18 protein-coding genes are annotated in these 20,392 nt (G+C 74.7%); 9 read left to right on the top strand and 9 right to left on the bottom strand.

Annotated features, from left to right (window positions below):
• Positions 1–6 precede the first annotated feature (6 nt).
• The 3 genes from ACZ7KF_RS09485 to ACZ7KF_RS09475 form a co-directional block, all read right to left on the bottom strand.
• On the bottom strand, positions 7–2,118 hold the full coding sequence (locus ACZ7KF_RS09485; protein WP_471070721.1) for a serine/threonine-protein kinase: 2,112 nt from the start codon (positions 2,116–2,118) through the stop codon (positions 7–9).
• On the bottom strand, positions 2,108–2,947 hold the full coding sequence (locus ACZ7KF_RS09480; RefSeq protein ID WP_471070719.1) for a hypothetical protein: 840 nt from the start codon (positions 2,945–2,947) through the stop codon (positions 2,108–2,110). Before ACZ7KF_RS09480 ends, ACZ7KF_RS09485 begins: the two co-directional genes overlap by 11 nt.
• Positions 2,948–3,132: 185 nt before the next feature.
• Positions 3,133–3,789: a Crp/Fnr family transcriptional regulator gene (locus tag ACZ7KF_RS09475; protein WP_471070717.1), complete on the bottom strand. Its 657-nt coding sequence runs from the start codon at positions 3,787–3,789 to the stop codon at positions 3,133–3,135.
• A 280-nt stretch (positions 3,790–4,069) separates the two neighbouring features.
• Here ACZ7KF_RS09475 and ACZ7KF_RS09470 point away from each other — a divergent pair, with 280 nt between their 5' ends.
• From ACZ7KF_RS09470 to ACZ7KF_RS09450, 5 genes are all read left to right on the top strand, one after another.
• The gene (locus ACZ7KF_RS09470) at positions 4,070–5,935 is read left to right on the top strand and encodes a gamma-glutamyltransferase family protein (protein ID WP_471070715.1); all 1,866 of its coding nucleotides are present in this window, start codon (positions 4,070–4,072) and stop codon (positions 5,933–5,935) included.
• Positions 5,936–6,029: 94 nt separating this feature from the next.
• Entirely contained in the window at positions 6,030–6,875 is an 846-nt protein-coding gene (locus tag ACZ7KF_RS09465; RefSeq protein ID WP_471070712.1) for an inositol monophosphatase family protein, read from the top strand.
• Positions 6,876–6,965: 90 nt separating this feature from the next.
• Entirely contained in the window at positions 6,966–8,384 is a 1,419-nt protein-coding gene (locus tag ACZ7KF_RS09460; protein ID WP_471070711.1) for a phytoene desaturase family protein, read from the top strand.
• Positions 8,381–8,890 carry an O-acetyl-ADP-ribose deacetylase gene (locus tag ACZ7KF_RS09455; protein WP_471070708.1) on the top strand — a complete coding sequence of 170 codons (510 nt, stop codon included), beginning with the start codon at positions 8,381–8,383 and terminating at the stop codon, positions 8,888–8,890. The genes ACZ7KF_RS09460 and ACZ7KF_RS09455 overlap by 4 nt, the downstream gene beginning before the upstream one ends.
• Positions 8,891–9,076: 186 nt before the next feature.
• Complete coding sequence (locus tag ACZ7KF_RS09450) at positions 9,077–9,529, top strand: DUF7144 family membrane protein (RefSeq protein WP_471070705.1); 453 nt, start codon at positions 9,077–9,079, stop codon at positions 9,527–9,529.
• 16 nt (positions 9,530–9,545) lie between these two features.
• Here ACZ7KF_RS09450 and ACZ7KF_RS09445 read toward each other — a convergent pair whose 3' ends face one another.
• Both ACZ7KF_RS09445 and ACZ7KF_RS09440 read right to left on the bottom strand, forming a co-directional pair.
• Complete coding sequence (locus tag ACZ7KF_RS09445; protein ID WP_471070702.1) at positions 9,546–11,273, bottom strand: aminotransferase-like domain-containing protein; 1,728 nt, start codon at positions 11,271–11,273, stop codon at positions 9,546–9,548.
• 185 nt (positions 11,274–11,458) lie between these two features.
• Entirely contained in the window at positions 11,459–12,160 is a 702-nt protein-coding gene (locus ACZ7KF_RS09440) for a B3/B4 domain-containing protein (RefSeq protein WP_471070700.1), read from the bottom strand.
• Positions 12,161–12,616: 456 nt separating this feature from the next.
• On the opposite strand from ACZ7KF_RS09440, the gene ACZ7KF_RS09435 reads away from it, so the two are divergent.
• The 3 genes from ACZ7KF_RS09435 (at position 12,617) to ACZ7KF_RS09425 (ending at position 15,493) form a co-directional block, all read left to right on the top strand.
• Entirely contained in the window at positions 12,617–13,438 is an 822-nt protein-coding gene (locus tag ACZ7KF_RS09435) for a methylenetetrahydrofolate reductase (protein ID WP_471070976.1), read from the top strand.
• An 82-nt stretch (positions 13,439–13,520) separates the two neighbouring features.
• Positions 13,521–14,999, top strand: coding sequence for an AlkA N-terminal domain-containing protein (locus ACZ7KF_RS09430; RefSeq protein WP_471070698.1), 1,479 nt, complete (start codon positions 13,521–13,523; stop codon positions 14,997–14,999).
• An 11-nt stretch (positions 15,000–15,010) separates the two neighbouring features.
• A complete protein-coding gene (locus ACZ7KF_RS09425) occupies positions 15,011–15,493 on the top strand; it encodes a methylated-DNA--[protein]-cysteine S-methyltransferase (RefSeq protein WP_471070696.1) in 483 nt (160 codons plus the stop codon).
• 13 nt (positions 15,494–15,506) lie between these two features.
• Here the strand turns inward: ACZ7KF_RS09425 and ACZ7KF_RS09420 are convergent, their stop codons facing one another.
• From ACZ7KF_RS09420 to ACZ7KF_RS09410, 3 genes are all read right to left on the bottom strand, one after another.
• Entirely contained in the window at positions 15,507–16,244 is a 738-nt protein-coding gene (locus ACZ7KF_RS09420) for an SIR2 family NAD-dependent protein deacylase (protein WP_471070693.1), read from the bottom strand.
• A gap of 192 nt (positions 16,245–16,436) precedes the next feature.
• Positions 16,437–16,931 (bottom strand): NUDIX domain-containing protein, encoded by a 495-nt coding sequence (locus ACZ7KF_RS09415; protein WP_471070691.1) that lies wholly within the window; start codon positions 16,929–16,931, stop codon positions 16,437–16,439.
• A gap of 41 nt (positions 16,932–16,972) precedes the next feature.
• A complete protein-coding gene (locus tag ACZ7KF_RS09410; protein ID WP_471070689.1) occupies positions 16,973–18,046 on the bottom strand; it encodes an ADP-ribosylglycohydrolase family protein in 1,074 nt (357 codons plus the stop codon).
• A gap of 165 nt (positions 18,047–18,211) precedes the next feature.
• Here ACZ7KF_RS09410 and ACZ7KF_RS09405 point away from each other — a divergent pair, with 165 nt between their 5' ends.
• Positions 18,212–19,348 carry a glycerate kinase gene (locus ACZ7KF_RS09405; protein WP_471070687.1) on the top strand — a complete coding sequence of 379 codons (1,137 nt, stop codon included), beginning with the start codon at positions 18,212–18,214 and terminating at the stop codon, positions 19,346–19,348.
• 213 nt (positions 19,349–19,561) lie between these two features.
• Here ACZ7KF_RS09405 and pssA read toward each other — a convergent pair whose 3' ends face one another.
• Positions 19,562–20,380 (bottom strand): CDP-diacylglycerol--serine O-phosphatidyltransferase, encoded by an 819-nt coding sequence (gene pssA, locus ACZ7KF_RS09400; protein WP_471070973.1) that lies wholly within the window; start codon positions 20,378–20,380, stop codon positions 19,562–19,564.
• Positions 20,381–20,392: the final 12 nt, after the last annotated feature.

Raw genomic sequence — 20,392 nt, 5'->3', positions numbered from 1 at the left:
CACCGGTCAGTCGTGGGGGTCCGGCTCGGCCGCGCCGCGCCACTCGGCGAGGGAGCGTTCGGCGAGTGCTCTGCCGGGGGTGGCCTCGCCGTCACGCACGATCGACATCAGCAGCCGCAGACAGCCGTGCCGGCGGCTGTCGACGAGCCGGGCGAACAACTCCGCCACCTGTTCCTCTCGTCGTGCGGAGGATCCGGCGGCCCGGGAGCACCACAGGAGCAGCGCGTCCCGCATGGCCGGGAAGGCCGTGGCCTCGTCGAGCGACCGGCAGACCAGTCCGACGACCCGCGCCGCGCTCTCCCGCCCCGCGGCGAGCCGGTCGCCGAACCAGTGGCAGTCCTCGGCCACCAGCGCGGGAAACGTGAGCGCGGCCAGCAGACCTGCCACGTCCTCGCCCTGGGACCACAAGGCCAGATGACGCACGGTCGCCTCTCTGGTCTCCGCGGATCCGGTGGTGAATCTCCGCACCAGCGTCTGCGCCACTTCCAGGGCCGTCGCCGCCGCGTGGTCGTCGTCGCCGAGCGTGTCCACGACCGCCCGCAGCAGGCGCAGGGCGATCCCGACCGGTACCGCCCCGGCGTCGTGGCCGCACGCGGCCACGACCGCGGCGCGCAACGCGGTCTCCGGGGCGGTGCTCCACTGTTCGAGCAGGGCGCCGGCCTTCCCGGCGGTCTGCGGGGTGCCCGCCGCGGCGCCGAGGGCGCGCCCCGTCACCGCGACGGCCGTGCCCGGCCCGGCCAGGGCGACCTCCCGGAGCAGCACCAGACTGCGTCCCGCCGTCCGCTCCGCCCACGCGGCCATCGCACGGCCGGCACGTTCGGTCTGCTCGTCGTCGCCCCCGGCGCTGCCCAGCCAGGTGTGCAACAGGGGCAGCACCTCGGGCCGTTCCCGGCACACCACGTCCCAGACGGCTTCGCTCACCCCGGGCCACGGGAACGCGACGGTCGCGGCCCCGCCGCCGTCCTCGTCCGCCGACGCCCCCAGGGCCGTCAGGAGGCCGGGTGCGGTGCGCGGCCGGGCGGGGGCGTCCGCCGGCCGCGGCGGGCCGGTGCCGGTGGCCGGCGCACGAGCGATCCGGTGCGCCGGTGTCGCCTCCGGTGCGAGGGCGGCGAGGAGCGGTGGCACCGTCGCCGGTCGTCCGGGCTCGTCCGGTGCGGCCCGCCGCTCCAGGACCGTGGCCAGGAGATCCGCCGCCCGTTCGAGAATCGTGTCCCGCTCCAGCCCCTCGTAGACGCAGACCGCGAACAGATGGGCCGTGAGGTGGGGATCGCCCTCGGCGTGGGCCAGGAGCCGGGTGGCCTCGGCCGTGGCGAGCCGGGCGGTCAGCTCCTCGGGGCGCACCCGGCCCTCGGACGCCAGGGCCTCGGCCACCCGGACCGCGCTGCCCGGGGGCAGCCCGGGCGGCAGGAGTGCGGCGAGGGTGTCCGGCCCGAGCAGCTTCCGCCGGCGGGCCCGCTCCCGGGCGTCCGGGCACAGGCCCGCGAAGTGCAGCGAGAACACCTCCTCCGGGTCCGGCGGCCGGTGGCGCAGCACCCGGACGCCGAGGCGGTCCTCCAGCGCGCGGGCCAGGCCCGGCGCCTCCTCCAGGACCACGACCAGCCGGGCACCGGCCTTCGTCAGATGTGCCTCCAGGTTGGACACGTCCCAGGGGCGCAGGGAGAGCGGGTCGCTCAGGTCCATGACCAGGTACCCGTCCACATCGCGTGGGCGGGGCCGCCAGCGGGCCAGGTCCACGGTTCCGTCGACCTGGACCAGCACGGGGTCGGTGCAGCCGTTCGCCAGGAGATGGAGGGCCAGCGTCTGCCGGCCGGTGCGGGGCGCCCCGGAGACGAAGAGGATGCCGGAATCGAGGACGTCGAGTCCCGCGGTGTAACCGGTGGGCCGCGCGAAGCGGAGGCTGGCCGCCTGCACCTCCTTCGCCCGTACCGGCCCCTGGCGCACCAGCACGGCTTCCCGGCCGTCCTCCGTCTGCGCGGCAGTCGGCGCATGGCGTTGATCGCCGTGCACGACACCGGTGTTGACGGTTCCGTGGGTCGCGACGATCAGTGTGCCCTTGCTGCGGGCGAGTTCCGGTAGCAGCGCGCCGAGGTCGTCGTCGGCACCGGCCTCAGGCGCCACGATCCGCCTCCCGGGCCGGACCGCCGGACAGGTCGACGTTGGTGAGGTACTGCCCGCCCTGCACGGAACCGGTGTTGACGATGCCGCGCTCGGCGCTGAGCACGGTGAGAGGTGCCGCGACGGCACCGTCTTTCGGGGCGGCGCCGGCCGCGACGCGCGTCTTCGGCGGTGTGCCGGAGGGTGACGGCACGTAGAGCCAGGCCCGTTGGGCGAACGCCCTGCCGTCGACGGTCGCCGGGACCTCGATGAACCGGTCGGGGTGCCGTCCGGTGTATCCGCCGGCGACCGCGTCCTGGTAGCAGCGGTCCGACAGGATGGCGGCGACGTGGGTGACGTTCTCGCTGGAGCGCTCCAGCACCGCTTTGACGGGACGGGAGTCGAGCAGGCGGTGTGTGTCGTTGCGTGCCGTGCCGTTGCCGGAGAAGGCGTCCCCGGTGTCGGGCAGCGGGCCGATGTGCAGGCTGACCCGCAGCCTGATCCGGGCTGTGCCGAGCGCGTGGACGTTCAGTTCCGCGACGACGTCCTGGAGGGTGTCGAGCCACGGGTGGACGACCAGGGGCATGAGCGCGGGATCGAAGCCCAGGACGTAGCCGTCACCGGTGGTGGCGGGGAACAGCCGGCTGTTCCACACCTCCGTCAGCCCGGCGCGCTCCAGCGAGGTCCGGATCAGTTCGGGCACCGCCCGGCTGATCATCTCGTGCTCGATGGCCGGGCGTCCGGTGAAGCCCTTCATGTCCACGGCCAGGAGGCCGCGGTACGGGGGGAGCGGGCGGCTGCGGGAGTAGGGGGCCGTGGTGGGCGGGGGCAGTGCGGGACCGCCGTCGTGCATCGTGTCTCCTCCGCGAAATCCCGCCGGGAGCAAGGGAGTCGGGCTCGCTCGCGGCGGACGATGGGGGTGCCGGTGGCCGGCTCTCCGAGCTTCGCGGAGGAGGAGGCGGGGTTCTGCTCGCTCAGAACCGATGGAGCGTGACGCGTGTCATGGTCCGCCCCGGCGGTGCCGCCGGGGCCCCCGACTCAGGCGGCGGACCGTCGGGACAGCGCACGGTGCAGTCCCCGCTCGTCCACGATCTCGACGGAGGTCCGGCCGACCCGCACGGCGCCCGGCCCCAGGCGCCGCAGCGCCTCGCTGACGGACCCGCGCCCCACGTCGAGGTGCTGGGCCAGTTCCAGCCGGGTGAGGCGGAAGGAGCGCGTGCCGGACACGGCGATGAGCCGCAGCAGCGTTGCCGCGAGCCGCTGATCGAGGTCCCCCTCGCCGGCGCGGGTCTGCTCCCGCAGGCGGCTCAGGGCGAGCCGGTGCAGCTTCCCGGCGAGGTCGTACTGCGTCACGAGGCGCCGGAACGCCGCCGCCGGAACGCAGGATACTTTGCAATCCGTAATGGCCTGTACGTCGGCGAGCCGGGTGTCGCCGTCCTGTACGGCCATCTCGCCCAGCACGTCACCCGGTCCACGGAAGGACAGCAGCCTGTCCCGGCCGTCCACGCTCCTGCGCACCACCTTGACCATGCCCTGGATCAGCGCAATCACATGGGTCCCGGATTCTCCCTGACGGAGCAGGGTCTGCCCGGCCGCGTGGGGCCGGCGGGGGAAGGCGGTCAGGTCCCGCCATGCCTCCCGGGGAGCCAGGTCGCGCAGGGTCGTGGTCGGCGAGAGAGGGGTCAGTTCGCTCATGCGATGAAAAGTAGGGGACGGGGGGAGCCTTCGCGGCGGAATGATCGTTTCTGTCTCCCGGCTGTGTCTCTGCTGCCCGATGAGGCCCGAATGCGCTCGAAGAAGGGACTCCGAGCGGCGGTGCGGGACCGTACGTGCCGATCACCTGCGCCGGTGCTCGATAGCCTGCCCACCGACCGGATGAACCGACAGGCCTGGTGCGGGGGCACCGCACCCCCGAGGCGCGGAACGGACGCGTCGCCGCTCGCTCCGCGCGAGGCCCTCGACGACGAGGTGAGAGATGCAGTTCACCACCCGGCCCACCCTCCAGGGCACCTTCGGCATGGTCTCCTCCACCCACTGGCTGGCCTCCCAGTCGGCGATGGCGGTTCTGGAGGGCGGGGGCAACGCCTTCGACGCCGCCGTGGCCGGGGCGTTCGTCCTGCACGTCGTGGAGCCCCACCTCAACGGCCCGGCCGGCGAAGTGCCGATCCTGCTCGCCCCGGCGGGCGGCACGGTGCGCGTGCTGTGCGGGCAGGGCGTGGCCCCGGCGGGCGCCACCCCGGCCCACTACCGGGGGCTCGGGCTGGACCTCGTACCGGGCACCGGACCGCTCGCCGCCGCCGTGCCCGGCGCCTTCGACGCCTGGCTGCTGCTCCTGCGCGACCACGGCACCAAGTCCCTGGACGACGTCCTGGGGTACGCCATCGGATACGCCGAACACGGGCACGCGCCCGTGGACAACGTCGGCGCGACCGTCGAGAGCGTACGGCGGCTGTTCGAGACCGAGTGGACCTCGTCGGCCGAGCTGTACCTGCCCGGCGGCAGGGCACCGCGGCCCGGCGCGCTGCTGCGCAACCCCGCGCTCGCCGCCACCTGGAAGCGGCTGCTGGCCGAGACCGCGCACGCGGGCGGCCGGGAGGACCGGATCGACGCCGCGCGCGAGGTGTGGCGCTCCGGCTTCATCGCCGAGGCCCTGCTCCGGCAGTCCCGCCGGCCCACCATGGACACCAGCGGCGAACGGCACCCGGGCACGCTCACCGAGGCCGACCTGGCGGGCTGGTCGGCGACCTACGAGACACCGGTGACGTACGACTGGAACGGCTGGACCGTGTGCAAGGCCGGCCCCTGGAGCCAGGGCCCCGTCCTGCTCCAGCAGCTCGCCCTGCTCCCGCCCGAGCTGCCCGCGTACGGCTCGGCCGACTACGTCCACCTGCTGATCGAGGGCTGCAAGCTCGCCATGGCCGACCGCGAGGCCTGGTACGGGGACGCCGCCGAAGTACCCCTCGCCGACCTGCTGTCCGACGGCTACAACGCCGCGCGACGGGCCCTGATCGGCGAGCGGGCCTCCTACGACCTGCGCCCCGGCAGTCCCGGCGGCCGCACCCCGCGACTGCCCGCGCAGGCGCACGCGCGCGTGTCGGCCGGAACCCGTCCCGGCTTCGACCCGATGGGTGCCGGCGAGCCGACCGTCGCGGCGCTGCCCGGCCATCCGGCCGTCGCGGACGTGACCGGACAGGCGCAGGCGGCCGGCGGCGGCCCGGTGGCCGCCGACGGGACGACCCGCGGCGACACCTGTCACCTGGACGTCGTCGACCGCTGGGGCAACATGGTCGCGGCCACGCCCAGCGGCGGCTGGCTCCAGTCCAACCCCGTCGTGCCCGAACTCGGTTTCCCGCTCGGCACACGCCTGCAGATGGCCTGGCTGGAGGAGGGCCTGCCCGCCTCCCTCGCCCCCGGCCGCCGCCCGCGCACCACCCTCACCCCGTCCCTCGCACTGCGCGACGGCGTGCCGGTCATGGCGTTCGGCACACCCGGCGGCGACCAGCAGGACCAGTGGCAGCTGCACTTCTTCCTGGCCGCCGCCCTGCGCGCCCCCGTCCGCGGCGGCCTCGACCTCCAGGGCGCCGTCGACGCCCCGAACTGGCACAACGACAGCTTCCCCAGCTCCTTCCACCCGCGCGGCCGGCGACCCGGCAGCGTCACCGTGGAGTCCCGCACCGCACCCGAGGTGATCGAGGAACTGCGCCGGCGCGGGCACGACGTCACCGTCGGACCCGCCTGGTCCGAGGGGCGGTTGTGCGCCGTCGCCCGGGACCCGGAGACCGGCGTCCTGTCGGCGGCGGCGAACCCGCGCGGGATGCAGGGGTACGCCGTGGGCCGCTGACGGCCGCGCCGGGACTCCCTTTCTTCATCCCGATTCCACCTCGCGGACACCCGCGGGGCGGGCATTGTCAGTGGGCCGTGCTCTTATAGGTGACATGATCGAACAAATGGAAACCATCGAGGAGTTTCTCGCCCGCTGCTCGGCCGACGTGGAGGAAGCGGTCCGCAAGGCCGCCGAGGCCGAGATCCTGCCCCGCTTCCGCCGCCTGGCCGCGCACGAGGTGGACCAGAAGAGCGGCCCGCACGACCTGGTGACGGACGCCGACCGCCTCGCCGAGCTGCGACTCACCGAACACCTCGGTGCCCTGCTGCCCGGCTCGGTGGTGGTCGGCGAGGAAGCGGTGCACGCCAACCCGGCGGTGTACGAGGCGCTCCAGGGCGACGCGCCGGTCTGGATCGTCGACCCGGTCGACGGCACCCGCCAGTTCGTGCACGGCGACGACGGCTTCTGCACCCTGGTGGCCCTCGCCCAGCGGGGCGTCGTGATCGCCTCCTGGACCTACGCGGCGGCGCGCGACCAGTTCGCCACCGCCGTCCGCGGCCAGGGCGCCTTCCTCGACGGGGAGCGGCTGTTCGCGGGCCCGCCCGCGCCCGGCCGGGACCTCGTCGTGGCCACCTCCCACCCGGACTACACCACCGACGACCAGAAGCGCGCGCTGCGCGCCCTGTGGACCGACGGCCTCGCCCCGCGCCCGTGCGGCTCCGCGGGCCTGGAGTATCTCGCCGTCGCCCGGGGCGAGTCGGACGCCGTGGCGTTCTCCTGGGAGGCCGCCTGGGACCACGCGGCCGGGCTGCTCCTGGTCGAGGAGGCGGGCGGCACGCACCTCACCCTGGCCGGCGAGCCCTTCCGCATCACCGGCGGCAACACCCTGCCGTTCACCGCGGCCCGGGACGCGGCCACCGCCCGACGGGTGGCCGACCTGCTGCGCACCGCGTCCTGACGCTCCGGGCGGCCCCCGGGCCGGGGGAGTGCCGGTCCCCCGGCATATCCTGATCCCGAATGGCCGTCGGCTGACGAATGGGGTCCGAAGGTGCCGTCGATGCTCGATGTGGTCGTGGTGGGTGCGGGACCGAACGGACTGACCGCTGCCGTGGAGCTGGCCCGGCGCGGCTTCTCCGTGGCCCTGTTCGAGGCGAAGTCCACCGTGGGCGGCGGCGCCCGCACCGAGGAGCTGACCCTCCCCGGCTTCCGGCACGACCCGTGCTCGGCCGCGCACCCCCTGGGCATCAACTCCCCGGCCTTCCGCGCGCTGCCGCTCGACCGGTACGGCCTGGAGTGGCTGCACGCCCCGCTGCCCATGGCGCACCCGTTCCCGGACGGCACCGCGGCCGTGCTGGCCCGCTCGGTGGCCCGGACCGCCGCCTCCTTCGGACCACGCGACGCCGGCCCGTACCGCAGACTGGTGGAGCCCTTCCTCGCCCACTGGGACACCCTCGTCCGGGACTTCATGTCCCTGCCGCTGACCGCGCTCCCGCGCGACCCCGTCACCCTGGCCCGCTTCGGCCTGGCCGGGCTCCCGCCGTCCACCTGGCTGATGCGCCGCTTCAAGGACGAGCGGGTCAAGACCCTCTTCGCCGGCCTGGTCGCCCATGTGATGGCACCGCTCGACGGCCTGGCGACCGGCGCCGTCGGACTGGTCTTCGCCCTGTCCGCCCACGCCCGCGGCTGGCCGGTGCCCCGCGGCGGCTCCCAGGCCATCTCCGACGCCCTCGCCGCCTACCTGACCGACCTCGGCGGCCAGGTGCACACCGACTACGAGGTCAAGCGCCTGGACGACCTGCCGCCCGCCCGCGCCTACGTCTTCGACACCTCGCCCGCCGCGCTCGCCCGCATCGCCGGCTTCGGCGACTACTACGCGAACTACCGCTACGGCCCCAGCGTCTTCAAGATCGACTACGCGCTGGACGGCCCGGTGCCCTGGACCGCGCCCGAGGCCCGCGCCGCCGGAACCGTGCAGATCGGCGCCGACCGGGCCGAGATCGGCGCCGCCCTGCGCGCCGCCTCCCGCGAGGGCCGCGCCCCCGACAAGCCCTTCATGATCACCGTGCAGCCCAGTGTGGCCGACCCCACGCGTGCCCCCGAGGGCAAGCACGTCTTCTGGGCCTACGGCCACGTGCCGAACAACTGGTCCGGAGACCTCACCGACGCCATAGAACGCCAACTGGAGCGCTTCGCCCCCGGCTTCCGCGACCGCGTGCTCGCCCGTGCCACCGCCGGCCCCGCCGAGATGGCCGCCCGCAACGCCAACTACGTCGGCGGCGACATCGCCTGCGGCGCGGCCTCCGGACTCCAGCTGCTGCTGCGCCCCAGACTGTCCCTGTTCCCCTACCACACGCCCCACCCGGCCGTCTTCATCTGCTCCTCGGCCACTCCGCCCGGGCCCGGCGTGCACGGCATGTCGGGGCACAACGCGGCCAAGGCCGTCTGGCGGAGACTGAGGCAGACATGACCACCATCACCCTCGTCCAGGGCGACATCACGCGGCAGAGCGCCGACGCGATCGTCAACGCCGCCAACTCCTCCCTCCTCGGCGGCGGAGGCGTGGACGGCGCGATCCACCGCCGCGGCGGCCCCGCCGTCCTGGAGGAGTGCCGCGCGCTGCGCGCCTCCCGGTACGGCAGGGGTCTGCCCACCGGGCAGGCCGTCGCCACCACGGCGGGCGCACTGGACGCCCGCTGGGTGATCCACACCGTGGGCCCGGTGTACAGCCGCAGCGAGGACCGCTCCGACCTGCTCGCCTCCTGCTACCGGGAGTCGCTGCGCGTCGCGGACGAACTCGGTGCCCGCACCGTCGCGTTTCCCGCCGTCTCCACCGGTGTCTACCGCTGGCCGATGGACGACGCGGCCCGCATCGCCGTGGAGGCGGTCCTGAGCACACCGACGGCGGTGGAGGAGGTGCGGTTCGTGCTCTTCGACGAACGGGCGTACGAGGCGTTCGCCCGGCAGACCCGCTGACGGACGAGAGACACCCTCGCCCGGTCCGGCCCGCGCCCGAACCCGCCTCGAAGCCCGGTTGCGCTTCACCTGAACGGCGTAGTCCCCGATGCGTCCGGCGGCTGCCTGGCCGACGCTCGGAGTGCCCCTGCGCGCCCCGCGAGGGACGCGCGTACCGCATGCGCGGGGAGGCAGAAAGGAACGCTCATGAGCCAGGCAGCGCAACCCACCGGACCGGACGCCTCGGGCGGCACCTGGCCGCCGCGGCAGCCGGCGGCCCGGGGCGACGGCTGGGTGACCGGCGGCGTCACGTTCGCGGGGGTCCTGATGCTGTGCAGCGGCGTCCTCGCCATCCTCCAGGGGATCGCCGCCGTCGCCAAGGACGAGGTCTACGCCCTCGTCGGCCACTACATCTACCGGATCAACCTCACCGGCTGGGGCGTCATCCACATCGTCATCGGCGCCCTGGTCCTGGTGACCGGCATCGGCCTGCTGAAGGACATGACCTGGGCCCGCTTCGCCGGTCTCTTCCTCGTCTCGCTCAGCCTCATCGCGCAGTTCCTGTTCCTGCCGTACGCGCCGGTCTGGTCGCTGATCATGATGGGGATCGACATCTTCGTGATCTGGGCCCTGGCGTCCCGTCAGGAAGCGCTCAGCTGAGACTCGGACAGGGGCGTCAGCCCAGGGCGCGCAGGACCCCGCCGAGCCGCGCCACGCCCTCGGCGACGAGCCCCGGCGCGGTGGCCGCGTAGCCGAGGACCAGTCCGGGCGGGCCCGGCAACTGCCGGTGCCAGGACAGCGGCTGGCACTTCACGCCATGGGCGAGCGCCGCCGCGGCGAACTCGGTGTCGGGCACGTCCGAGGCGTACGTCACCGTCAGATGCAGGCCCGCGGCGGCGCCGTGCACCCGGGCACCCGGGAGGTGCTCGGCGAGGGCCGTGATCATCGCGTCCCGGCGCCTGCGGTGCCGCCCCCGCAACAGCCGCAGGTGCCGCTCCAGTTCACCCGACTCCATCAGCCGGGCGAGCACCAGCTGCGGCAGCACCGCGTTGCCCAGGTCGTTGAAGCGCTTGGCGTCGACCAGCGCCGTACGGTACCGGGCCGGTGCCACCAGCCAGCCGATGCGCAGCGCCGGCGCGAGCAGCTTCGACACGCTGCCCAGATAGCAGACCCGGTCGGCCAGCAGCGCGCGCAGCGCGGGGACCGGGGGCCGGTCGTAGCGGTGCTCGGCGTCGTAGTCGTCCTCCAGGATCAGACCGCCCTCCCGCGCCCACTCCAGCAGCTCACGCCGGCGTTCGCCGCTCGTCACCACGCCGGTGGGGAACTGATGGGCGGGCGTGAGCAGGACGGCCCGGGCGCCGGTCGCCCGCAGCGCGTCGACCCGTACGCCCTCCTCGTCGACCGGCACCGGCGGGGTGGCCAGGCCCCCGTTCCGCAGATGCTGGCGGGCCCCCAGTGAACCGGGATCCTCCACCGCGACCGCGTCGACGCCGTCGGCCCGCAGCACCGGGTGCAGCAGTGTGAGCGCCTGAGCGGTGCCCGCGACGATCAGCACCGCGTCCGGTTCCACCTGTACGCCCCGCACTCTCGCGAGCCAGTCGGCGACCGCCCGCCGCAGCCGGGGCGCGCCGCGGGGGTCGCCGTAACCGAGATGGTCGGCGGACAGCTCGGTGAGCACGGCCCGCTCGGCACGCAGCCAGGCCGCCCGCGGGAAGGTGGTCAGGTCGGGCCGGCCCGGGGTGAAGTCGACGGCGGCCGGGGCGGCCCGCAGCGCGTCGAAGACCTCGGCACCGGGTTCGCCGGCGAACAACCGCGTCGCGGCACCCGGGCCGCCGGCGAGGAACCGGCCAGGGCCGGCGGCGTACGGTCCGGCGGCGTACGGTCCGGCGTGCCCACCGCCCTGCTCACCGGCCGACAGCCGGGCGGGACGGCCGGCGCCGGTGCCGCCGTCCGGCAGCGCTTCGTCCGGCAGCGCTTCGTCCGACAGTGCTTCGTCCGGCCGTGCTTCGTGCGCCAGTGGTCCGCCCGGCGGTGGTCCGTCGCCGCCCGCGGACCGATCCGGCAGGCCGGCGCCGGGAACCGCGCCGGCGAAGGGCGCCGCGACCACCACCGTGCCCCCGCGCCGACGGCCCGCCACCTGGCCGTCCTCGGCGAGCCGCCGGTACGCCTCGGTCACCACGCCCCGGGAGACCCGCAGCTCCGCGGCGAGCACCCGGGTCGGCGGCAGCCTGCTGCCCACCGCCAGCCGGCCGTCCGCTATCGCCCGCCGCAGCCGTCCGGCCAACCACTCCGCCTTCCCACCGGCGGGCACGTCACCGACGGCCAGCTGGAGGAAGTCGGAGCCACGCGCCGGCACGTCCCCCGCCGCCCCCACTGTGTCCCGCCCCTCGTCCACCCCGCTCATGCTGTCACGCGCCGCGCCCGCGTCCGCCGGGCCCGGCAGCCCCGGCAGCTCCAGGAGGCCCGGCAGTCCCGGCAGCGCCCGGGGGGCCCGGCAGGCACAACAGCGCCCGGCGGGCCCGGCAGGCCCCACAGGGCCCGGCGGGCCCGGCAGCACCGCAGCCCGGTGAGGTCCCGGTCGGATGCCGGTCAGGGCCCGAAGACGAACTCGGGCGTGCCCGGAGCGAGGAGGGCCGCCCGGGTGGTGGCCCCCCAGTGCGCGGCCACCTCCTCCTCGACCGTCTTCAGCACCTCGGCCACGGCGTCCGCGCCGCCCTCGTGCATCGCCTCCGCCACCACCAGCACCCGGCCGGTGTGCGCGCCGACCGCCGAGTGCCCGCTCTGCCGGTGGGTCCAGCGGCGGGCGTGCGCCCGGCCCGCGGAGTCCACGTAGGTGACCTCACCGGGCGCGGGCTGCTCGACGCCGCCGCCGAACGGCGTGTACGTCTCGTCCCCGCGGGCCGGCCGGACCTCCAGCAGCGGCCCGGTGACCCGCTCGACGTCGAGGACCGCGACCGGCACCGCGTACGCCACCGAGATCGCGTTGCACAGGTCCACCAGCGGATGGATGCGCGGCAGCGCGCCCTCCTTCCGCAGCCGGCGCAGCAGCGACTCCGCGGCGGACCGGTACTGCGTCGGCTTCACTCCCATCCGGGTGAAGGTCCGCCGCCAGGCCAGCACCTCGGGGAACTCGCCCTCGGTGGCCCGCTCCAGCCGGGCCACGGCCCGGTCGGTGTACGCGGCGGCACGCCCGCGGGTGTCCGCGGGAGCACCGACGCCGGCGGCGTACAGCGCGCCGGCGGAGAGTTCGGGGTACGCGGCCCGGACCGCGTCGGCATGCCGGAATCGCACGGTCAGGCCACCACCGCTCGGGCGCCGGGGTTCGACGAAACGCTCAACGGGATCTCCTCGGTGATCGGGAACACCACCACCTTGCCCAGCGCTTGGACCGGCGGCCAGGGCCAAACAAGGTGCGGCTCACCGGTCCATAAACCGGCCCCGGCGCCCCTGGCCGGAGTCCGCGGCGGCCCGCGTGGCATCATCGGCCGGGCCGGCCGCCGGGCAGGCGAGGCAGCCGGACCCCCGCGCGGCACGAGCGGCACAGGCCGCCCCATGCAGCAGGGGCGCCCAGGCAGCACGGGCCGCCCGGACACACAGGCGGCACAGGCGGCACGACGAGTACCGAGTACGAGGAGCACCATGAACCCCGCTCTCACCCGGGCGCCCGAGGGCGGTACCGGCTCCCCGCACGGCGCCCGGAGCGCGGGGCGGGGCGGCGCCTCGCTGCTGGACGACTTCTCCCTGGAGATGACCGGCAAGGACGTGGCCAGGCTGGAGGAGGCGCGCGACGGCATCCCGCCCGGCACCCGGATCAACATCACGTTCCTGGCCGGTGAGGACACCGGTACCCGGCTGACGGCCGCCCGCGCGGTCAAACGCCTCGGCTTCGTCCCCGTACCCCACATATCCGCCCGCCGCCTGCCCTCCCGGCCCGCCCTGGAGGAGTTCCTCGCCGGGCTGGCCGCCGACGGCACCGCCGAGAACGTGTTCGTCGTCGGCGGCGACCCCGCCCGGCCCGAGGGCCCCTACGAGGACGCCCTCGCCGTCCTGCGCACGGGACTGCTGCGCCACCACGGCGTCCGGCACGTCGGGATCACCGGCTACCCCGAGGGCCACCCCGGCATCACTGACCATGCCCTGTGGTCGGCGCTCACCGACAAGGCGGCGGCCATCGGGGCCGACCGGTTCACCGGCGACGTGATCACCCAGTTCGGCTTCGACACCGACCCGGTCCTGACCTGGCTGGAGGCCCTCCGCGCCCGGGGTGTGCACCTGCCCGTCCGCATCGGCGTCCCCGGACCGGCCGGGGTGCGCCGGCTGCTGGGCTACGCCACCCGGTTCGGCGTCGGCACCAGCGCCTCCGTCGCCCGCAAGTACGGGTTCTCGCTGACCAACCTCATGGGTACCACCGGCCCGGACCGCTTTCTGCACACCCTGGCCGACCGCTACGACCCCGCCCGGCACGGCACGGTCAAGGTGCACTTCTACACGTTCGGCGGCCTGCGGACCACCGCCGAGTGGATCACCCGCTTCCGGCAGCCGAGCACCCCCGCGACGCACCCGGCCTGATCCGGCGGGACCCCTGGCCAGGTCCACGTAGGTGTCGGATTTCCGCCAGCGACCGGGCTGCCCGGTGGCCGATGCTGGAGGCATGCAGACAGGGATGCACCTCGACCGGGAGCGCTGCGTGAGCGCCGTGCGGTCCAAGGACGCGCGGTTCGACGGATGGTTCTTCACGGCCGTCCTGACCACCCGGATCTACTGCCGGCCGAGCTGCCCGGCCGTGCCGCCCAAGCCGGAGAACATGACGTTCCACCCGAGCGCCGCCGCCTGCCAGCAGGCCGGGTTCCGGGCCTGCAAGCGCTGCCGTCCCGACACCAGCCCCGGCTCCCCGGAGTGGAACCAGCGCGCCGACCTGGTGGCCCGGGCCATGCGGCTGATCGCCGACGGCGTCGTCGACCGCGAGGGCGTGCCCGGACTCGCCGCCCGGCTCGGCTACAGCACCCGGCAGGTGGAGCGGCAGCTCCTCGCCGAGCTGGGTGCCGGCCCGCTCGCGCTCGCCCGCGCCCAGCGCGCCCAGACCGCGCGGCTGCTCGTCGAGACGACCTCGCTGCCCATGACGGAGATCGCGTTCGCGGCCGGCTTCTCCTCCGTGCGCGCCTTCAACGACACCGTCCGCGAAGTCTTCGCGCTCTCCCCGAGCGAGCTGCGCGCCCGGGCCCCCAGGAGCGGCGCGGGCACCCCGGGCGTGCTCACCCTGCGGCTGCCGTTCCGCGCCCCGCTGAACCCGTCCAACCTCTTCGGTCATCTCGCCGCCACCGCCGTACCCGGCGTGGAGGAATGGCGGGACGGCGCCTACCGGCGCACCCTGCGGCTGCCGTACGGCCACGGCATCGCCGCCCTCGCCCCCCGCCCCGACCACATCGCCTGCCGCCTCACCCTGAGCGACCTGCGCGACCTCACCGTGGCCATCAGCCGCTGCCGCCGCCTGCTCGACCTGGACGCCGACCCGGTCGCCGTCGACGAGCGGCTGCGCACCGATCCACTGCTCGCGCCCCTGGTGGACCGGGCCCCGGGCCGCCGGGTGCCGCGCACGGTCGACGAGGCCGAGTTCGCCGTCCGCGCCGTGCTCGGCCAGCAGGTGTCGACGGCCGCCGCCCGCACCCACGCGGCCCGCCTGGTCACCGCGCACGGCAAGCCCCTGGACGACCCCGAGGGTGGCCTCACCCACCTCTTCCCGTCCGCCGAGGCACTGGCCGCCGTCGACCCCGAGACCCTGGCCATGCCCCGTACCCGGCGCACCACCTTCACCACCCTCGTGAGCCGACTGGCCGAGGGGGAACTGCGCCTGGGAGCGGACGCCGACTGGGCGCAGACCCGCGCCCGGCTCCTCGCCCTGCCCGGCTTCGGGCCCTGGACCGTGGACGTCATCGCCATGCGCGCCCTGGGCGACCCCGACGCGTTCCTCCCCACCGACCTCGGCATCCGGCGGGCCGCCCGGGAGCTGGGCCTGCCGTCCACCCCGGCCGCGCTCACGGCCCGCGCGGAGAGCTGGCGGCCCTGGCGGGCGTACGCGGTGCAGTACCTGTGGGCGACCGACAGCCACCCGATCAACTTCCTGCCCGCGTAAGGACGTACGACATGAAGCAGCACACCGTCATCGACAGCCCCTACGGCCCGCTCACCCTCGTCGCCGACGACGGCGTACTGTGCGGTCTCTACATGACCGACCAGCGCCACCGCCCGTCGGAGGAGGCGTTCGGCGCACCGGACGACGCCCCCTTCGCGGCGGCGGAGGAACAGCTGGCGGCCTACTTCACGGGCGAGTTGACGGAGTTCACGCTGGAATTCCGGTTGCACGGCTCCCCGTTCCAGCGCGCTGTCTGGGACCAGCTGACCCGCATCCCGTACGGCGAGACCCGTTCCTACGGCCAACTCGCCGACGCGCTCGGCAACCCCAAGGCGTCCCGCGCGGTCGGCCTCGCCAACGGCAGGAACCCGATCGGCATCATCGTGCCCTGCCACCGGGTGATCGGCGCGGGCGGCGATCTCACCGGCTACGGCGGCGGACTGGACCGCAAGCGCCGCCTGCTGGACTTCGAGCGGGGAGCGGCCCTGTTCTGACCCTCCCCGCCCGCTACCGGTCGTACTCCGCGGCCAGCCGGCCCAGCAGCGCGGGGAGCGCGGTGCCGATCGGCTCCCGTACGACCTCGTGGGCGAGTTCGTCGTACGGCGTCGGATCGGCGTTGACGATGATCAGGTGGGCACCGTTGTCGGCGGCGACTCCGACGAGACCGGCGGCCGGCTGCACCTGAAGACTGCTGCCGACGGCGAGGAACACCGTGCACGCCTTGCTGATCGCCAGCGCCTCGCCGAGGACCACCGGATCCAGCCGCTGGCCGAACATCACGGTCGCCGACTTCAGGATGCCCCCGCACACCAGGCACGCGGGGTCCTCCTCACCGGCCTCCACCCGGGCGAGCGCGTCCTCCATCGGTCCCCGTGCCCCGCACCCGGTGCACACCACGCTGCGCGCGCTGCCGTGCAGTTCGAGCACCTTGCGGGAGGGCATCCCGGCGAGCTGGTGCAGCCCGTCCACGTTCTGCGTGATCACCCGGACCGGGATGCCGGACTGCTCCAGCTCGGCGACGGCCCGGTGTGCGGCGTTCGGCTCGGCCCCCAGCGTGCGGTTCCTGCGCCGCATCTGCCAGGACCGCCGCCGGATCTCCGGATCGCTCATGTAGTACTCGTACGTCACGAGCTTCTCGGCCTCGGGATCCCGCTTCCACAGCCCGTTCGGACCGCGGTAGTCGGGGATCCCGGAGTCGGTGGAGATACCGGCCCCGCTGAGCAGGGCGACGAGGGGCTTGGCCATGACACCGAGGGTAGGGCGGGTCCGCGGCCTGTCGCGAGCGGATATCGCTCAGCCGGCCACCGCCCCGCACACGGGACCGGTTCGACCGGTTCCGGCGGAGGCCCCCGGCGCCGGCTTCCGGGCACGGCCGAGGTGACGGTCGCGCTCGCCCGGCTCGTCGTGGGGGTCGTGATCGTCGCGGGGGCCGAACGGTCAGACCGCGCGGTGGCCGTTCTCCAGCTCCGCCGTGGCCGAGCCGTCCGCCAGGACGTCCAGCGCGGCCAGCACACGGCGGCCGAGCGGGCCGGGCAGATGGGCGGTGATCTCCTCGCGCGCCACCAGACGCCAGGAGAGCAGTTCCTCCTCCTGGAGGCGGATGGACGTCAGCTCGGTCTCGTCGAGGACCCCGCCGTCGTACAGGTACGCCACCAGCGGCGGCCGGCCCGTGCCGTGCGCCCAGTCCACGGCCAGCAGCCGGCCGAGTTCGCGGTCGAGCCCGATCTCCTCCAGCGTCTCCCGGCGGGCGCCCTGCCGCGGCGTCTCCCCGGTGTCGGACTCGATCGTGCCGCCCGGCAGCGCCCAGCCCTCGCGGTAGTTGGGCTCGACGAGCAGCACCCGGCCCTCGGCGTCCCGGAAGAGCACGGCGGCACCGGCGAGGACCCGGGGCAGACTCGCGATGTACGCGGCGAAGTCGTCAGTGGTGGTCATGGGGGAAGGGTAACCAGCCGGGGCGACCAGCCACCCCACCGTTACGTGCCGCTCGTCGCCAGGCGCAGGGTGCGTTCGGCCAGCGCACTGATCCGTACGCCGTCGAACCCGAACACCGCGCTGCGGACGGTGTCCTGGAGCGGGTCCCGCCACCGGGCCGGGATGGACTCCGCCCCGGTGAGGACCCCGGCCACCGAACCGGCCGTCGCCCCGTTGGAGTCGGTGTCCAGCCCGCCGCGCACGGTCAGGGCGATGGTCCGGGTGAAGTCGCCGTCGCCGTAGAGCAGTCCGGCGGTGAGGACGGCCGCGTTCGGGACGGTGTGGATCCAGCCGAGCCCGGCGGTCTCCGCGGACACCGTGGCCAGGGTCTCCTCCCAGGGCAGCCGGGTCTCGTGCAGGCTCGTGACCCGCCGTACCGTACGGGCCAGGCGGCTGCTCGCCGGGACCACCGTCAGCGCGGTGTCCACGGCCGCTCGGACGCTCGGGGCGGTGAAGGCCGCCGAGATCAGCGCGGCGGCCCACATCGCGCCGTAGACGCCGTTGCCGGTGTGCGAGAGCACCGCGTCCCTGCGCGCCAGACCCGCGGCCCGGACCGGATCGCCGGGGCAGGTCCAGCCGTAGACGTCGGCCCGGATCAGCGCACCGATCCACTCCTGGTACGGATTGTCGTACGTCGCCGTCAGCGGGGGTTTCATCCCGTTCGCGAGGTTCCGGTACGCCGCCCGTTCCGCCGTGAACGTCTGCAGGTACGGCAGTCTGAGCAGCCACAGGTCGCCGACCTGCTCGGTGCTGAACCCGAAGCCGTGGGTCTCCAGCAGATGCAGGCCGAGGATCGCGTAGTCGACGTCGTCGTCCCGGCAGCTGCCGTGGATCCGGCCGCGCACGCACTGGCGCCACTCCGGACGCAGTACGGCGGCCTCGTCCGCGTCGGCCGGCTCGGGGAGGTAGTCGGTCAGCGGCAGGGCCGCGGCCCGGCGCAGATAGCGGTCGATGCGGTCGCGGGTCCACACCTCGCCCTGTTCGACCGGCTTGCCGAGCATGTTGCCCGCGATCCGGCCGAGCCAGCCGCCGTGGACGCGGTCGGCGAGGCCGGGCTCGGTGCGCTGGGTGCTCATGGCAGGGGTGTACCCACTTTGCCCGGCCGGCTCTCAACGGCTTCCCAGGGTTCGGGCGGGGCATGACGGCGGGGGTGTCCTGCGGTTATGGTCACAGCGGCGCGACTGGCCCCGACGTGCGCGGGGCCCGGAGAGCAAGGGGAAGACAAGGTGGCGGACGCTGCAGTGAACGAGACCCGTCGGGTGCTCATCGCCGCGGACAAGTTCAAGGGCTCGCTGACGGCCGTGCAGGTCGCCGAGCGGGTGACGGCCGGGCTGCGCCGGGTCGTGCCGGATCTTCAGGTCGAGGCGCTGCCCGTGGCCGACGGCGGCGACGGGACCGTGGACGCGGCGGTCGCGGCCGGCTTCGAGCGGCGCGAGATCCGGGTCGCCGGGCCGCTCGGCCAGGAGGTGACGGCCGCGTTCGCGCTGCGCGACGGCACCGCGGTCGTGGAGATGGCCGAGGCGAGCGGCCTGCAGCGGCTGCCGGCGGGGGTCTTCGCCCCGCTCACCGCCTCGACGTACGGCTCCGGCGAGCTGCTGCGGGCCGCGCTGGACGCGGGCGCGCGGACGATCGTGTTCGGTGTCGGCGGCAGCGCCACGACCGACGGCGGCGCGGGCATGCTGTCCGCGCTGGGCGCCCGGTTCCTGACGGAGGAGGGCGAGCCGGTGGCACCGGGCGGCGGCGGACTGGCCGAGCTGGCCCGCGCGGACCTCTCCGGCCTGGACCCCCGGCTGTCCTCGGTCGAGCTGGTGCTGGCCAGCGACGTCGACAACCCGCTGACCGGCCCGAAGGGCGCTCCCGCCGTCTACGGACCCCAGAAGGGGGCCTCGCCGGACGACGTGGAGACCCTGGACGCGGCGCTGGCCCACTTCGCGAAGGTGCTGGAGGCGGAGGCCGGCCCGCGGGCCGCCGCGTACGCGGCCTCGCCGGGCGCGGGTGCCGCCGGCGGTATCGGTTACGGCGCCCTCCTCCTGGGCGCACGCTTCCGTCCCGGCATCGAGGTCATGCTGGACGTGCTGGGCTTCGCGCCCGCCCTGGAGCGGGCCTCCCTGGTCGTCACCGGCGAGGGGTCCCTGGACGAGCAGACGCTGCACGGCAAGGCGCCGGCGGGGGTCGCCGCCGCGGCCCGGAGCGCCGGCAAGGAGGTCGTCGCCGTGTGCGGACGGCTCGCCCTGCCGACGGAGGCGCTCGTCCGGGCCGGGATCTCCGAGGCGTACCCGCTGACCGCGATCGAGCCCGACGTGGCCAAGTGCATCGCGGACGCCGGACCGATCCTGGAGCGTGTCGCCGCCCGTATCGCCGAGGACCACCTGGGCTGAGGTCCCCGGGGGCTCCGCCCCCGGCCCCCAGCCCCGCCCACCCGCCACCGGACTCGGTCGGCCGAGAGCGCGGTGCCCCGGCGCACCGCCCCCGCATCACCGGCCCCTCGGCCCACCGAGTGTTTCGGCCCGCCGAGACCAGGGGGCGGGCATGGAGAAGGGCCCCGAACCCATCCCGGGTCCGGGGCCCTCGTCGTACGCCTCCGCGCCGTGCTACGGCAGCTGCGCCGCCCGCGCCTCACGGCGGTTGTCACGGAAGTTGTTCACGCGCCGGGCCGTGGCGAACAGCGGAATCACCGCGCCCATCACCAGCTGCAGCGCGCACCCCGTCTGGAGCAGCAGCTGACCGCTCGGGGCTTCGAAGGCCCAGGCGGCCAGGAGGCCCATCGACAGCACGATCCAGGTGAGCATCGCGCCGGCGAGGCGGCCCCGCGGCTTCGGGTACTCGACCCGGCTCACCATCAGCCAGGCCGTCCCCAGGATCGCCAGCAGCGTCGCCACGAACGGCAGCTCCAGCAGCACGATCGAGACGACCGTCAGCGCGCCGAACGGCGAGGGCATGCCCTGGAACATGCCGTCCTTCATCGTCACGCAGGAGAAGCGGGCCAGTCTCAGCACCACCGCCAGCAGCACCACGATGGCTCCCACCGCCGCCACCCGCTGGTGCGCGTCGTCCGCGACCATGCCGTAGACGAGGACGAAGTACGCGGGCGCCAGGCCGAAGCTGATCAGGTCGGACAGGTTGTCCAGCTCGGCGCCCATGGGGGAGGAGCGCAGCTTCCTCGCCACCAGTCCGTCGAACAGGTCGAACACGGCCGCGCAGAGCATCAGGATGACCGCCGTGGCCGCGCTGTGGCGGGCCATGCCGGACTCCTGGCTGCCGGTGAGGTGCGGGATCAGGATGCCGGTGGTGGTGAAGTACACCGCCATGAAGCCGCACGTGGCGTTGCCCAGGGTGAGGGTGTCCGCTATCGACAGGCGGAGAGAGAGGGGCATCTCCTCCTCTTCGTCCACATCGTCGGCCTCGGGCACCCAGCCGGCCTG

This window comes from Streptomyces sp. NPDC038200, from assembly GCF_055600785.1.
This window is presented reverse-complemented; position numbering and strand designations above follow the sequence as displayed.